Genomic DNA, 13,956 nt, shown 5'->3' with positions numbered 1-13,956 from the left:
TCAGCCGAACAGCTGCTCCAGTTCGGTCCTTCCGAACATCCCCGCAGCCGCGCGGGCCGTCGGCGTTCCAGCATCGGGGTCCGCTCCCGCGGCATGCAGGATGCGCGCGACGTCGATGTGCCCCTTGAAGACGGCGCCAGCAAGCGGGGTCTGGCCGCGGTCATTCTCCCGATCGACGTCCGCACCGCGGTCGACGAGGTCCCTCACCAGGGCCGGGTGTCCGTTGTAGGAGGCCAGCATAAGCAGCGTGTCCCCGGCGGAATTCGTCAGTTCGGGCGGCACTCCGGCGTCGAGATATCGCTTCAGCGTTCCGGCGTCACCCTCGCGGGCGGCATCGAACAGCACTGAGGCAAGGGCGAACGCGGCCTCCGCACCGGGCTCATCCGCGGTCATCGCGGGCCCCGGAGGAAGCCGGTGGCACGGCCCACCACCTGCCCGGCATCGGGCGCAACGATGACCTCCTGCGCCGCCGCATACAACTCATCGTCGTCCTGCACCATCAGGGTGGCTGCTGGATCCACCGACCGCTTGATGACGGCGAGGGCTATGGGCCCCATCTCCCAATGGTGGGCCACCGACGTCGCACGGCCCACAACCCGGCCGTCGAGGACGACGGCGCTACCCACCTTCGGAAGCGTGTGCTGGCTGCCGTCGAGGTGGAGGAAAACGAGCCGGCGGGGCGGGTGCCCGAGGTTGTGGACGCGGGCCACGGTCTCCTGGCCCCGATAGCAGCCCTTGGTGAGGTGGACTGCCGTTCGAAGCAGGTCGAGCTCGTGCGGGATAGCCTTGTCGTCTGTTTCGAACCCTATCCGGGGGCGCCAGGCGGCCACCCGAAGCGCCTCGGATGCCATGGTGCCGGCCGGTCGGTCATTCCCCAGGGAGGTGACCGCCGCATACAGGGAGTCCTGCGGGACGAGGTATTCGGACCAGGGACGATCCCGTCCGGGGTGCGCCTCTTCCTGCACCGCCGAATAGGGGAATCCGCCGCCAGTGACGTCGGGCCAGGGGTCCACCCAGACGGCGTGGTCAGCCAGTCCGGCGGCGGGCCCCACCGATCCGACCACTGCCCAGTCGGCCGAGACATCGGCGATCTCGACACGCAGCATGAACTTCATCCGCTGGAGCCATTCGGCCAGCCCCTGCGCTTCGGATCCCTCGACGATCAGCCACGTGGTGGCGCCGTCGTCGAGCAGCCGTGCGCCGTACTCGATGCGTCCCTGCACCGTGAGCAGCAGCGTCTCGGTGCTGCGTCCGGGCGGAAGGTCCAGCAGGAGTTGGGAGGTGAGGGAGTTGAGCCAGCTGAGGCGGTCCGGTCCGGAGACGGTGACGACACCACGGTGGGACAGGTCCACGACCGCGGTGCCCTGTGCAAGGCTCCGCTGCTCACGGAACGGGTCGCCGTAGTGGGCGGCCACGCCCGCATCGGGACCTCCGCCTTCAACGGCACCGGGCAGGTCGAGCAGGGGGCTGGTGTATGTCATCCGGATCAGGAGAGTTTCTTGAGGATGGCCGAGGCATGGGCTTCGAGCGCCTTGCCGTTGGAGGCGACGTCCCAGCGCCAGTACAGATCGCCCTCCACCAGCCCGAAGAGCCGGGTGGCAGCTGTGTATTCCTTGGAGTTCTGGCCGCGCATCACGAGGTCGGTCGACAACTGGATCTGCGGGCCCTTGATGCTGCCGTAGTACAGCTCGGCAATCCCGCCCGGGTGGACGATCGTCGCGGTGATATCGAAACCGCCCGCCGCGTTACGGAACTGCTCCACCTCGTCCGCGGTCTTGAGCGCGGGGACGATGTCGGCCGGCGACAGACCGGGCCCGACGTCGGCGTCGTTGAGCCTGCGGTCGAGCGCCCAGAAACCGGTCTCGACGGACAGGGGGCGCAGCCGGGCGCCCTGCTCGTCGACGAGCCAGCTTTCGGCCGTGTACTGGAGGTAGGGAAGGCCGTGCTGGGCGAAGGACACCTGCTGGACGAAACGTTCGGAGTCGGCGGTGCCTTCACCGAGCATCCCGGTTCCTTCCCAGGTGCCCAGAAGCCACGAGAGGGGAACAAGCTCGGGGGTCAGGTCGGTGGGTAGCTCGATCGACATCGGTCTGGCTGGTCCGACCGGCTACTTCTGGCCTTTGTACAGGCGCGTGACGACGAGCGCGGCGAACCCGGCCATGCCGAGGCCCGCCACGACCAGCAGGGCGATGAAGAAGATTTCGAGTGCGAGGATCGACATACCCTCATCCTATCCCGCCGCCGGGCCCGGGAAGACACGGAGCCGGTTGCCTCAGGCGAAGAGAAGCTCAGGCGAACAGCAGTTTGTCGAGGAAGTAGACGATGGCACCCACCGAGAGGACCGGGGTGAGCCCCACCGAGAGTGCGGCCAGTGCGTTCAACGGTGCATCGCGCACCACCAGCAGGCGTCGGACACTGACGATCACGGCGCCGCACACAGCGCCGAGCACGGCCGCGGGCACTGCAGGCACACTGGTGAAGAGCAGTGCGCCCAAAGGTCCGGCCAGGACGGCGAGAGCAAGGCCCAGCGGCGCAGTGAGCCGGTCGGGCCAGGGCAGCAGCGAAACGGCGAGCGCCGCCAGAATGCTGATCCCGGTGACGAGCATCATCCCGGAGTTGGTCGAATTGACCGTCAACCGGTCGGCCGCAGCCCAGCCCGAGCCGAGCGTGATGGCAAAGACACCGGAGCTGGCTCCGAAGGTGGATTCGAGGCGGAGGCTCTGCCCTGTTCCGCGGAGGAGTTGGATCAGAAAGACGGCCCCCACCCCGAGGGCCACCGCTGCCGGGAACCAGACCATGTAGTTCGGGCCCGCAGAAGACGCGGCCGCGGTGACGGCAAGCACGGCACTCAGGCCGATTGCCGCAGATTGGCTCTTCTTGGCGGGGACTCCCAGGACGTGCGGCCATCCGATGGCTGCGGCCACGCAGAGCAGTCCGGAGAGAACCGCAACCGACACTGCCGAGACGTACGACGCGCCCACCAGCCCGACGACCGCAAGCCCAGCCGCCCCTGCCGCCAGGGCCGCACTCCGCATCTCCACCCTGCAATACTGCCCTATCGCGGGAACCCCTGGGAAACCTGACGGCACACTCCCCCGGCCCGGAGGACTGCTGCTACCCGGAAGTGTCGGAAGGCTACGGGTATACTTGGTCAAATTCTTAGCCGGGTGTTCCCGAACCGCCCGGAGGAATTCATCGCCCGATGATGCGCGTTTTCCGACAAGTGGAGGATTCATGCCGCACATCCTGATGTTGACCAATACCACCGGATCCTCGGTGGACATTCTGCCGGCCCTGGAGCTCCTCAACCACAAGGTCCATGTCCTTGCGGCAGAGCCGACGGCACTCCTCGACGCGGCGCCCTGCGACGTCGTGATGGTCGATGCACGCCGCGACCTCGTGGGTGCGCGCTCGCTGACACAGCTCCTCAAGGCGACAGGCCTCAGTGCACCGCTTCTGCTCGTCCTCACGGAGGGCGGAATGGCGGCCGTCGCAGCCAACTGGCTCGCGGACGACGTCGTCCTCGACTCCGCGGGTCCCGCCGAGGTCGAGGCGCGCCTGCGCCTGATCATCGCGCGGTCCGCCGCGGGTGGGGAGGTGAGCACCGAGATCCACGCGTCGGGCGTCGTGATCGACGAGGCCAGCTACACGGCACGCGTCAACGGTGAACCGCTCAACCTCACCTACAAGGAATTCGAGCTCCTGAAGTATCTTGCGCAGCATCCCGGACGGGTCTTCACCAGGGACCAGCTGCTCCACGAGGTGTGGGGCTATGACTACTACGGAGGCACGAGGACCGTCGACGTCCATGTCCGGCGCCTGCGGGCCAAGCTCGGCACCGATCACGAGCAGCTCATCGGCACCGTGCGTAACGTCGGATACCGCTTCACCCTGACCCGTACCCCGGAGGGCCGGAACTCCAACGTCAACGCCTGACGACCCGAGGTCCTGAACAACAGAAGAACCCCTCCACCGGGGGTGGAGGGGTTCTTCTGTTGCCTTGCGGCCTTGGTGGAGGACATACGGGTCGAACGTATCGCGGGCACCCCACTGGTGCATCCCCCCTGAACGAGAAGCCACGTTACCCCAGATGTTCAGCCTCTTCCAAACCGGCCCGCTGCGGCGCCGTGAGGGGCACTAGGCTGGGCGCATGACCGCCACTGCTTCGAACCCCACCTGGACCGTCACCCGGAACGAAGGGGTACCCGGATCCCGGATACTCGAGGAAATCCTTGCGCTCGCCTCGGCATCGGCGGAGGCCGACGGCAACCCGCCCCTGTCGGAGCAGACCCTGGTCAATCTCCGCGCCCACGCCGGCGAGGCATCGCGTGTGATGGTCTTCACCGCCCGGCCCGGTGCGGCAGGCGCCGGAGGCACCGACGACGACGGCGAACTCGCGGGGGTCGCGGTCCTGAGCCTCGCAGGGATTGCCGGCGGCACCGTGGACTCCGGGGTCATGGAACTGGTGGTCGCCCCTGACTGCCGCGGCGAAGGAGTGGGCACCGCCCTGGCCGAGGCCGTCCATGCGGAGAACATCCCTGGGCTCAAGGCGTGGTCCCATGGGAGCCATCCTGCCGCAGTGGACCTGGCGGCCCGGTTCGGACTGACGCCCGTCCGGGAGCTGTGGCGGATGCGGTTGACGCGGGCCGCCCTCGAAGAAGCGGCACCGGAACTCACCCTCCCCGACGGCGTGCGCCTCCGCGCCTTCCTTCCCGGCCAGGACGAGGAAGCGTGGCTCGAGACGAACCGGGCGGCGTTCGCCCACCATCCCGAGCAGGGATCGACCACACTGGCGGATCTTCGCGCCCGGATGGCCGAGGACTGGTTCGATCCGGAAGGGTTCCTGCTTGCCGAGCGCCCGGGCGTTCCCGGCCTGCTCGGCTTCCACTGGACCAAGGTGCACCCGGTGGTGGGCGCGCATCCGTCGATGGGCGAGGTCTACGTCGTCGGGGTTGCACCGGAGGCCCAGGGCATCGGTCTGGGGAAGGCACTGACGGTCGCCGGCATCAACCACCTCCACCAGCGCGGACTCCAGGCCATCATGCTGTACGTCGACGCCGACAATACTGCCGCCGTCGCCCTCTACCGCAGGCTGGGTTTCACCCGCTGGGACGTCGACGTCATGTACGCAGGCGGCGAAGGCATCCCCAGCTTGTAAGGTTGGTTCGAGCTGGGGATGCCCGCCTCAGCCCGCCACGGACACCGCAACAGGCAAGTTGAGAATCGCAGGAGACAGCATGGAATCCGAGATCACCGTCCGAGTCCCCTCACGCTACGGTTCCTCCGAAACGTCACCGGCGCGAGCCACCCAGGACCGCATCGACATCCCCGACTTCGCTCCCAGCCTGCTGCCCTCCGGCGACATCGGCCCGGATCGCTTCCTCGACCGGGAAATCAGCTGGCTCGACTTCAACGCGAGGGTCCTCGAGCTGGCCGAAGACCCTGATCTTTTCCTCCTGGAGCGTGTGGGTTTCCTGTCGATCTTCGCCTCGAACCTCGACGAATTCTTCATGGTCCGCGTGGCAGGCCTCAAGCGGCGCATCGCCACGGGGCTAGCGGTTCCCTCGGCAGGCGGCCTCAGCCCGATCGAGCAGCTCGAGAAGATCATGGGCGACGGCTACCGCCTCCAGCAGCGCCACGCGGCAGTCTTTGCCGACCAGATCCGGCCGGCGCTGGCCGAGGAGAAAATCCACCTCACCACCTGGGAGGAACTGGACGGCCCGGCCCGGGAAGAGCTGCACAGGCTGTTCGCGGAGAAGGTCTTTCCCATCCTGACGCCGCTCGCCGTGGACCCGGCCCATCCCTTCCCCTACATCTCCGGACTCTCCCTCAACCTGGCCGTGGTGGTCCGCAACCCGATCAGCGAAAAGGAGTTCTTCGCCAGGGTGAAGGTTCCCGACCAGCTTCCCCGCCTGGTCTCGGTGGATGGCCCGCGTGCCGGCAACGTGGCCGGCCGAACCGCCCGCTTCATCCCGCTCGAGGAGATCATCGCCGTCCACCTCGACCAGTTGTTCCCCGGCATGGAAGTACTCGAGCACCACACCTTCCGCGTGACGCGGAACGAGGATCTCGAGGTGGAGGAGGACGACGCCGAGAACCTCCTGCAGGCGCTCGAGAAGGAGCTGCTGCGGCGCCGTTTCGGACCGCCCGTGCGCCTCGAGGTCACCACGGACATCAACCCGAGCATCCGAGCCCTCCTGTCCCGGGAGCTGGGTGTGGAGGAGGACGAGGTCTTCAACCTGCAGGCGCCCCTCGACCTCCGCGGCCTCAGCGTCATCGGGAAGATCGACCGCGGAGACCTGCACTATCCCAAGCACGTCCCGCATACGAGCCGCCACCTCAATGAGAGCGAAACCTCCAAGGCCGCCAATGTCTTCGCTGCAATGAGGCGGCGGGACATCCTCCTGCACCATCCCTACGATTCCTTCTCCACCTCGGTGCAGGCGTTCCTCGAGCAGGCCGCCAATGACCCGAAGGTGCAGGCCATCAAGCAGACGCTGTACCGCACCTCGGGTGATTCCCCCATCGTCGATGCCTTGATCGATGCGGCCGAGGCGGGCAAGCAGGTGCTTGCGCTGGTGGAGATCAAGGCCCGTTTCGATGAGCAGGCCAACATCTCCTGGGCACGGAAACTCGAGCAGGCCGGCGTCCACGTGGTGTACGGGATCGTGGGCCTCAAGACGCACTGCAAGCTTTCGCTCGTCGTGCGCCAAGAAATCGACGGACTGCGCCGCTACTGCCACATCGGAACCGGCAACTACCACCCGCGCACCGCCCGGTACTACGAGGACCTCGGGCTGCTGACCGCCAACGACCAGGTGGGCGAGGATCTCTCGCGCCTGTTCAACCAGTTGTCCGGCTACGCGCCGAAGTCCACGTTCAAGCGCCTCCTCGTGGCGCCGCGCTCCGTGCGCTCGGGGCTGATCGACCGCATCGAGAAGGAGATCGCGAACCGCAATGCGGGGCTGGCCGCCCGTGTGGTCATCAAGGTGAACTCGATGGTGGACGAAGCCATCATCGACGCGCTGTACCGCGCCTCGCAGGCGGGTGTGCGGGTCGACGTGATCGTCCGCGGTATCTGCTCGGTCCGCCCGGGTGTTCCCGGGCTCAGCGAGAACATCACCGTCCGGTCGGTTCTTGGCCGCTTCCTCGAGCACTCCCGCGTTTTCGCCTTCGCGAACGGCGGGGACCCCGCGGTGTTCATCGGATCCGCCGACATGATGCACCGCAACCTCGACCGACGCGTCGAGGCCCTGGTCCAGCTCAGCGCTCCCGAGGACATTGCGTACCTCATCTCACTGATGGACCGGTACATGGATCCGATGACGTCGAGTTGGCATCTCGACGACACCGGGTGCTGGTCCCGCCACCACAAGAACGAGGACGGCTCGGCCCTGAACGACGTCCAGTCCTGGCTGCTGGCGTCCCGCTCGCGCCAGCGCGCGATTTCCCGGCGTTGATGGCGCTTTCGGAGCAGGCCCGGCCGGCGGTCGCGACGCCCCGGGGGACCCCCGACGTCGTCGCTGCCGGAACACTCTGCTGGCGCACCGAAAAGGGCAGGCTGGAGGTTCTCCTGATCCGCCGTCCCCGGTACAAGGACTGGTCCTGGCCGAAGGGAAAGCTGGACCCGGGCGAAACCACCCCGGAGTGCGCGGTCCGTGAAACCTTTGAAGAGATCGGGCTGCAGGTCCAGCTCGGAATTCCGCTGCCCTCGATCTGGTACGCCGTTCCATCCGGCCTGAAGGTGGTGCATTACTGGGCTGCCCGTGCGGACCGTTCCATGCCGGTGCCCGACGGCAGTGAAGTGGACGAGATCCAGTGGTGCACTCCCGACAACGCCCGCGAACTGCTGAGCAACCCGTCCGACGTCGAGCCGCTCGAAGCGCTCGTGGACGCGCACACCCGCAAGGATCTCCTCACCTGGCCCCTCCTCGTGGTGCGGCATGCCAAGGCCAAACCACGGTCCTCCTGGAGCCGGGCGGAGGGTGAGCGGCCGCTCGCCGCCACCGGCCGCCGTCAGGCGGTGGCGGTCAGCCGGTTGCTTCAGGCGTGGAGTCCCGAACGGGTGATCAGCAGCCCCTGGGTGCGTTGCGTCCAGACCGTCTCGCCCTACGTCACGAAGCGTGAGGCAAAGCTGAAACTGGTGGACGCCCTCACCGAGAGTGATGCCGCCCGCAGGCCCGGACGGGCGCGCGCTGCCGTGGAGAAGATCTTCGACAAGCGGAAATCCGTGGCGATCTGCACCCACCGCCCGGTGCTGCCCCTGGTGTTCGAGGTGCTTCGCACCCGCATGCCGGCGCGGCTCTCGGCGCTCCTTCCCACCGCGGACCCCTACCTGTCCCCCGGGGAAGCCATCATCTGCCAGGTCAGCGTTACCAACCAGGGGCGGATCGTCTCGCTGGAGCAGTTCCGGGCCTACGACGACTGAGGACAACCGTCATTAGACTGGCAGGGTGAGCAATTCCTTCCCCACCCCCTATGAAGACCTGCTGCGCGACGTTCTGGCGAACGGTGCAGCGAAAAGCGACCGCACGGGAACGGGGACGCGCAGCGTCTTCGGCCGGCAGCTGCGTTTCGACCTCAGTGAATCCTTTCCCCTGATCACCACCAAACGGGTCCATTTCAAGTCCGTGGCCCTCGAGCTCCTGTGGTTCCTGCGCGGTGAATCGAATGTGTCGTGGCTCCAGGACCAGGGCGTGTCCATCTGGAACGAGTGGGCGGACGACGACGGCGAACTCGGTCCGGTCTACGGCGTCCAGTGGCGGTCCTGGCCCACCCCGGACGGTGGCCACATCGATCAGATCGCCCAGGTCATCGAGGGCCTGAGGACCAACCCGGATTCCCGGCGCCACCTGGTTTCGGCATGGAACGTGTCAGAGCTCTCCGACATGGCCCTGCCCCCGTGCCACGCGTTCTTCCAGTTCTACGTCTCCCCCGGGAAGGACGGCGGCCCGGGCAGACTCTCCTGCCAGCTGTACCAGCGCTCCGCCGACACCTTCCTCGGCGTTCCCTTCAACATCGCCTCCTACGCCCTGCTGACCCTTCTGGTGGCCCAGCAGACCGGCCTGGAGCCTGGTGAATTCATCTGGACCGGCGGCGACGTGCACATCTATGACAACCACGTGGACCAGGTGAACGAGCAGCTGTCACGGGAGCCCTACGCCTACCCGCGACTGCGCATCAGGACCAAGCGGGACAGCATCTTCGACTACTCACTGGAGGACTTCGACGTGATCGACTACCAGCACCACCCCACCATCAAGGCGCCGATCGCCGTATGAGCGGGCAACTGAACGCACGGGACGTGGTGGGCTCGGGTCCTGTCATCGGCATGATCTGGGCACAGACCGAGGGCGGCGTGATCGGCAGGGGCGGCGGAATCCCCTGGCACGTCCCCGAGGACATGGCACATTTCAAGAGCACGACGTCGGGTCATCCCGTGGTGATGGGACGGCGGACCTGGGAATCCTTCCCCGATCGGTTCAGGCCGCTGCCCGGACGCACGAACATCGTGGTGACGAGCGCCGGTGCCATCGGGGGCGCCGTCGTCGTCGACTCGGTCGACGACGCGATCGACACTGCGCTGGAAAGTGCCGGCGGGGAGGAAGTGTGGATCATCGGCGGAGGCCAGGTGTACGAGGCTGCTCTCGCCCGCGCCAATGCGGCTTTCGTCACGGTGATCGAAGCCGAGGTGGAGGGTGATACCTTCGCTCCATTGCTCGACTCCGACTGGAAGCTCAGTGCACTGACGCCCGAGACGGGCTGGCTCACCGCGGAGAACGGGACGCGATACCGGATCAGCCTCTGGACGCGGGCTTCCTAGTTTCGTCCGCCGGACGAGGGAACGTCATGAACTCCGGCCCGCCGGACCACCCCCCGTAAACTGGAGGCATGACTTCAGCAGAACTTTCCTCCCTGCCCTCGCTCCTGCCCTCAGTAGGGTTCGTCGGCTGGCGCGGCATGGTGGGCTCGGTCCTCATGCAGCGGCTTCAGGACGAAGGCAACTTCGACTTCGTCAACCCCGTCTTCTTCTCGACGTCGAACGCCGGCGGAGCGGCGCCGTCGTTCGCCGCCGGCGCCGGGCCGCTCGAGGATGCGTACGACGTCGAAACCCTCGCCAAACTGAACATCATCGTCACGGCGCAGGGCGGCGACTACACGGCTGAGGTGTACCCGAAGCTGCGCGACGCCGGTTGGGACGGCCTCTGGCTCGATGCGGCGTCGACGCTGCGGATGGAGCCGAGCTCCATCATCGTGCTCGACCCCGTGAACCGGGATGCCATCGACGCCGGCCTCGCCCGCGGGGTTCGGGACTTCATCGGAGGCAACTGCACGGTTTCCTGCATGCTGATGGGCCTCGGCGGACTGTTCCGCAACGGGCTCGTCGAGTGGGGCACGTCCATGACCTACCAGGCCGCATCCGGCGGCGGCGCGCGTCATATGAGGGAACTGCTGACCCAGTTCGGGGCCATCCACCGGAGCGTAGCGGTGAACCTCGACGATCCGGCGTCTGCCATCCTCGATATCGACCGCGCAGTGCTGGCGCAGCAGCGGCACCCGGAGCTGGACGCCACCCAGTTCGGCGTTCCGCTGGCCGGATCAGTGATTCCCTGGATCGACGCCGACCTCGGGAACGGGCAATCCAAGGAGGAATGGAAAGCCGGCAGTGAGACGAACAAGATCCTCGGCACGGATCTCACCGGCGGGCGGATTCCGTTCGATGGCCTGTGCGTGCGGGTCGGAGCGATGCGTTCGCACTCGCAGGCGCTCACACTCAAACTGACCCAGGACCTTCCCGTGAGCGAGATCGAGCAACTCATCGCAGCGGACAACGAATGGGTGCGGCTGGTGCCGAACACCAAGGAAGCCACCGTGGCGAAGCTGACACCGGTTGCGGCGACAGGAACCCTCGACATCCCGGTCGGCCGGATCCGCAAGCTCGACATGGGACCGGAGTACATCAGTGCCTTCACCGTCGGCGACCAGCTGCTCTGGGGTGCCGCGGAGCCGCTGCGCCGCATGCTGCTGATCGCCACGGGCAACCTCTGACTCTTTCTGCATCCGAGCCCGATCCAGTCCGCCCGCCGGTTCCGCGTCGGCCTCCACCGGAGGATCCCGGAATGTCAGAGGGCGCAGGGATGATGTGCGCATGGACCCCGCGAACGTAGATTCGATCCTCAAGCGCTTTTTCGCCGCAAGCGGCCAGACCAGGCATCCGGAAACACAGCTGCGCTACGCGCGGGTACAGAAGCATCTGCGGTCCTTCCTGGAGAACGACGGCGTTGCCCTGCTCAACACCCCGAGCGCACAGCTTCTCGAACTTGAGGCGCAGTTCCAGACCGATTCGGTCTACGCGCGCGTGATGGGTGCTGAAGAGCTCCTGCACGCCCTCCCCACGTTCCTCACCTCACCGCATCTGCTGCCCGACTTCCACGACCGGCTGGCGCAAATCAGCCTGGCATCCCGGCTTGCCCAATGGCTCTGCTCCCGGCAACTGGTGGAGCGCACGTCGTCCTGGGAGGATGTGGTCCTCACCCGGGCAGCAGCGGAGCGCGCGCGCAGGTCAGCGGTGACGTGAAGTCCCGGCGGTCATTTGCCAGTATCCTCAGCTTCACCCCACCCCGTTCGACGAAGGAACGCCCGTGCCGCAGGAACCAGGAAAACCGTTCAGTGTCTCCCGCGAGGAGGATTTCCTTCGGCTCCGCTGGATGCCCGGAACCGTGATCACCCACGCAATCGGTGTCTCGGCCGCTTCGGCGCTCGCGGATCTTCACGGCCCTTCGGTACTCCCGTTGCTGGTGAATATGACTGGCATCAGCATGGTGACGCCTGAGGCGCGGGAGGGCATGATGAACTACAAGAGGTTCTCCCATGTCGCCCTGATCGGCGGAGATCAGGTCGACGAGGTGATGGCCGCGTTCTCCCACCGTTCTCCGGTGACCACCCGCTACTTCACCTCCGAAACCGACGGGTTGAACTGGCTGCTGAACAGGAACTAGCAACACGTTCGGGTCCGCCTGCAGAATCGATCACGTGATCAACGTGGGGCCCGGCGTTGAGTGTGAGGAGCTTATGCGTCTGGTCTCCCTCGCCGACGGTAGGCGGTAGGGCTTGTTCCGTAGGCCCGGCTGAAAGCGTTGCTGAAGGTGAACGCCGTGCTGTATCCCACGTCGGCGGCGATAACCGAGGTGGCTTCGGTGCCAGCCAGAAGTTGGTCTGCCGCCAGTGCCATGCGCCAGGCGGTGAGATAGGCCATCGGCGGTTGTCCAACGCAGGCGGAGAACCGGGCGGCCAGGCTGGCGCGGGAGAGATGAACGTGCCGGGCCAGTTCCGCGACAGTCCATGGATGGCGTGGATCATCGTGGAGCAGGGCCAACGCCCGGCAGATGATCGGGTCACCAGCTCCCGCCAGCCAGCTTGGGACCTGCACCTCGGTCCGATTCGCACAGGCGCGGACAAGATGGAGCAGCAACAGGTCCAGAATCCTGTCCAGCGCGCTCTGCTGTCCTATTGCAGAGCGGCCAAGCTCGCGTTCAAGCAATTCCAACAGCACCGGATCCAGTTCCGTAGCCGTGAAAACAGCTACGGCCGGAAGGGCGGCGGTGACGAGCCGTCCGACCGCAGCGTCGGACTGGTAGGTGCCGATCAGCAGGATGTTGCTTCCTTCGGCAGCATTGCCCCACGTCCGGACGCCCTGGTTCATCGTTGTCGGCAGGTGATTCCCGGAGGGGGTGCTGCAGACCTGGCCTGCCCCGATCACCACTGTCGGTGGCCGCTCCGGGGTGTCTGCCACCCGATAGGTGCCGGGACCACGAACGGTCACAGCCTGCCCGGCAACCAGCGGTTGGGGTGGCTCCTGGTGGTGCACCAACCAGGAGGTTCCGCGCACTGGAATGATCAGGGTCAAAGCGGCCCCATCGCGCACATCGATCGAGAACGGCGGATCCATGACGACACGCAGGGCAAAGGCACTCCGTGCTCGGGGTCCGGCCAGGAACTGCGTCAGGGGGTCCATTTCTACCAACGTAGACGATGAGAGATCAGAAGTGGACGTTGAAGTATTCAGCGTCCACGTCTTGAAGCGCAGGCTGGGTTCATGATTTCTCTCGCCTCCAGCACCCCTGTCCTTCCCACCGGCGGTAGCGACCGCACGGTTTGCCGCCTGGTTCGCCATCCCATCGAGCGGCAAGTGCCCGTTCAGATCGCTTCCAGGCAAGGACCAACACCCTTCGACGGGAACGACCAGCGCCGGTGTGCACCTTCGGAAATCTTCGGGGTCGGCGCATGATGCCCTGGTTGCCAGTCATCGCGGGGACAGGATCTGCCGTCGTGGGCGGTTTCTACCTGGCATTCTCGGCTGTGGTCATGCCGGCCCTCCGCGACCGACAGGCGAATGAGGCATGCACCGCAATGATCGCTATCAACGAGGCAGCCCTGCGACCGACCTTCATGACAATGTTCTTCGGGACAGCAGCCGCGTGTGGAGGGACAGCTTTTGCGGCCATCCTGGAGCCCCAACCCCAGACGCCACTCCAGATGATCGGATCCGTCGCCTACCTCGTCGGGTGGACATCCACCATGGCCATCAACGTGCCTCTCAACAACCGGCTCGCACGTCACGGCACCTCCGAAGGGGACGGAAGATGGCTGGACTACGCACAACGATGGACCACGGCAAACCACCTACGCACCGTGCTCTCCCTGGCAGGCGCTGCGGCGCTGCTCTTTCCGACTCTTACGCGGTCGAACTGAAGCATGGACTGGGATCGACCCTACAAAGCCGGACCGGACGTCGTTGCCACCAATTGCCGAATTCCAGAATCTCCAGGCCAGCACCTGCCCTGAAGGACGGGCCACCGCTCCGCTTGCGACCATGCGGCCTCTTCCATCCACACCCGGGAATGGACGGGGTGCGCAACAATCGAAGGCGACGCCTGAACGGTGGTAGGAATGTAA

At 66.2% G+C, this 13,956-nt stretch carries 15 protein-coding genes; 10 read left to right on the top strand and 5 right to left on the bottom strand.

Annotation, left to right across the window (positions count from 1 at the left end; translation table 11 throughout):
• From IWX75_RS03740 to IWX75_RS03725, 4 genes are all read right to left on the bottom strand, one after another.
• Positions 1-393 (bottom strand): ankyrin repeat domain-containing protein, encoded by a 393-nt coding sequence (locus IWX75_RS03740; protein ID WP_196820932.1) that lies wholly within the window; start codon positions 391-393, stop codon positions 1-3.
• Complete coding sequence (gene ygfZ, locus IWX75_RS03735) at positions 390-1,481, bottom strand: CAF17-like 4Fe-4S cluster assembly/insertion protein YgfZ (RefSeq protein ID WP_196820931.1); 1,092 nt, start codon at positions 1,479-1,481, stop codon at positions 390-392. The genes IWX75_RS03740 and ygfZ overlap by 4 nt, the downstream gene beginning before the upstream one ends.
• A gap of 5 nt (positions 1,482-1,486) precedes the next feature.
• Positions 1,487-2,086: an FABP family protein gene (locus IWX75_RS03730; RefSeq protein WP_196820930.1), complete on the bottom strand. Its 600-nt coding sequence runs from the start codon at positions 2,084-2,086 to the stop codon at positions 1,487-1,489.
• A 202-nt stretch (positions 2,087-2,288) separates the two neighbouring features.
• On the bottom strand, positions 2,289-3,035 hold the full coding sequence (locus IWX75_RS03725; protein WP_334684144.1) for a hypothetical protein: 747 nt from the start codon (positions 3,033-3,035) through the stop codon (positions 2,289-2,291).
• Positions 3,036-3,234: 199 nt separating this feature from the next.
• Here IWX75_RS03725 and IWX75_RS03720 point away from each other — a divergent pair, with 199 nt between their 5' ends.
• The 9 genes from IWX75_RS03720 to IWX75_RS03680 all read left to right on the top strand — a co-directional run bounded on the left by IWX75_RS03720 (position 3,235) and on the right by IWX75_RS03680 (position 11,999).
• A complete protein-coding gene (locus IWX75_RS03720) occupies positions 3,235-3,936 on the top strand; it encodes a winged helix-turn-helix transcriptional regulator (protein WP_196820929.1) in 702 nt (233 codons plus the stop codon).
• 214 nt (positions 3,937-4,150) lie between these two features.
• Positions 4,151-5,158, top strand: a complete 1,008-nt coding sequence (gene mshD / locus IWX75_RS03715; RefSeq protein ID WP_196820928.1) for a mycothiol synthase — start codon at positions 4,151-4,153, stop codon at positions 5,156-5,158.
• 79 nt (positions 5,159-5,237) lie between these two features.
• Positions 5,238-7,460, top strand: coding sequence for an RNA degradosome polyphosphate kinase (locus IWX75_RS03710; RefSeq protein ID WP_196820927.1), 2,223 nt, complete (start codon positions 5,238-5,240; stop codon positions 7,458-7,460).
• Positions 7,460-8,428: an NUDIX hydrolase gene (locus tag IWX75_RS03705; protein ID WP_196820926.1), complete on the top strand. Its 969-nt coding sequence runs from the start codon at positions 7,460-7,462 to the stop codon at positions 8,426-8,428. Before IWX75_RS03710 ends, IWX75_RS03705 begins: the two co-directional genes overlap by 1 nt.
• Before the next feature lie 25 nt (positions 8,429-8,453).
• Positions 8,454-9,281 carry a thymidylate synthase gene (locus tag IWX75_RS03700; RefSeq protein WP_196820925.1) on the top strand — a complete coding sequence of 276 codons (828 nt, stop codon included), beginning with the start codon at positions 8,454-8,456 and terminating at the stop codon, positions 9,279-9,281.
• Positions 9,278-9,823, top strand: coding sequence for a dihydrofolate reductase (locus IWX75_RS03695; protein ID WP_196820924.1), 546 nt, complete (start codon positions 9,278-9,280; stop codon positions 9,821-9,823). The genes IWX75_RS03700 and IWX75_RS03695 overlap by 4 nt, the downstream gene beginning before the upstream one ends.
• A gap of 68 nt (positions 9,824-9,891) precedes the next feature.
• Positions 9,892-11,049 carry an aspartate-semialdehyde dehydrogenase gene (gene asd, locus IWX75_RS03690; RefSeq protein ID WP_196820923.1) on the top strand — a complete coding sequence of 386 codons (1,158 nt, stop codon included), beginning with the start codon at positions 9,892-9,894 and terminating at the stop codon, positions 11,047-11,049.
• Positions 11,050-11,149: 100 nt separating this feature from the next.
• Positions 11,150-11,578, top strand: coding sequence for a hypothetical protein (locus IWX75_RS03685; protein ID WP_196820922.1), 429 nt, complete (start codon positions 11,150-11,152; stop codon positions 11,576-11,578).
• Positions 11,579-11,642: 64 nt separating this feature from the next.
• On the top strand, positions 11,643-11,999 hold the full coding sequence (locus IWX75_RS03680; protein ID WP_196820921.1) for a DUF7793 family protein: 357 nt from the start codon (positions 11,643-11,645) through the stop codon (positions 11,997-11,999).
• A gap of 71 nt (positions 12,000-12,070) precedes the next feature.
• Here IWX75_RS03680 and IWX75_RS03675 read toward each other — a convergent pair whose 3' ends face one another.
• Positions 12,071-13,015 (bottom strand): AraC family transcriptional regulator, encoded by a 945-nt coding sequence (locus tag IWX75_RS03675; RefSeq protein WP_196820920.1) that lies wholly within the window; start codon positions 13,013-13,015, stop codon positions 12,071-12,073.
• A gap of 269 nt (positions 13,016-13,284) precedes the next feature.
• Here IWX75_RS03675 and IWX75_RS03670 point away from each other — a divergent pair, with 269 nt between their 5' ends.
• Positions 13,285-13,752, top strand: coding sequence for an anthrone oxygenase family protein (locus IWX75_RS03670; protein WP_196820919.1), 468 nt, complete (start codon positions 13,285-13,287; stop codon positions 13,750-13,752).
• The last annotated feature ends 204 nt before the right edge of the window (positions 13,753-13,956 follow it).

The sequence above is a fragment of the Arthrobacter sp. CAN_A6 genome (assembly GCF_015751715.1).
Classification (GTDB): domain Bacteria; phylum Actinomycetota; class Actinomycetes; order Actinomycetales; family Micrococcaceae; genus Arthrobacter_D.
The sequence above is the reverse complement of the archived record's forward strand: the minus strand, read 5'-3'. Positions and strand labels throughout refer to the sequence as shown.

Bases quoted from the DNA above. Each gene is read 5' to 3' on its own strand.
- IWX75_RS03740 (WP_196820932.1), bottom strand. From the start codon at position 393: ATGACCGCGGATGAGCCCGGTGCGGAGGCCGCGTTCGCCCTTGCCTCA.
- ygfZ (WP_196820931.1), bottom strand. From the start codon at position 1,481: ATGACATACACCAGCCCCCTGCTCGACCTGCCCGGTGCCGTTGAAGGC.
- IWX75_RS03730 (WP_196820930.1), bottom strand. From the start codon at position 2,086: ATGTCGATCGAGCTACCCACCGACCTGACCCCCGAGCTTGTTCCCCTC.
- IWX75_RS03725 (WP_334684144.1), bottom strand. From the start codon at position 3,035: ATGCGGAGTGCGGCCCTGGCGGCAGGGGCGGCTGGGCTTGCGGTCGTC.
- IWX75_RS03720 (WP_196820929.1), top strand. From the start codon at position 3,235: ATGCCGCACATCCTGATGTTGACCAATACCACCGGATCCTCGGTGGAC.
- mshD (WP_196820928.1), top strand. From the start codon at position 4,151: ATGACCGCCACTGCTTCGAACCCCACCTGGACCGTCACCCGGAACGAA.
- IWX75_RS03710 (WP_196820927.1), top strand. From the start codon at position 5,238: ATGGAATCCGAGATCACCGTCCGAGTCCCCTCACGCTACGGTTCCTCC.
- IWX75_RS03705 (WP_196820926.1), top strand. From the start codon at position 7,460: ATGGCGCTTTCGGAGCAGGCCCGGCCGGCGGTCGCGACGCCCCGGGGG.
- IWX75_RS03695 (WP_196820924.1), top strand. From the start codon at position 9,278: ATGAGCGGGCAACTGAACGCACGGGACGTGGTGGGCTCGGGTCCTGTC.
- asd (WP_196820923.1), top strand. From the start codon at position 9,892: ATGACTTCAGCAGAACTTTCCTCCCTGCCCTCGCTCCTGCCCTCAGTA.
- IWX75_RS03685 (WP_196820922.1), top strand. From the start codon at position 11,150: ATGGACCCCGCGAACGTAGATTCGATCCTCAAGCGCTTTTTCGCCGCA.
- IWX75_RS03675 (WP_196820920.1), bottom strand. From the start codon at position 13,015: ATGGACCCCCTGACGCAGTTCCTGGCCGGACCCCGAGCACGGAGTGCC.
- IWX75_RS03670 (WP_196820919.1), top strand. From the start codon at position 13,285: ATGATGCCCTGGTTGCCAGTCATCGCGGGGACAGGATCTGCCGTCGTG.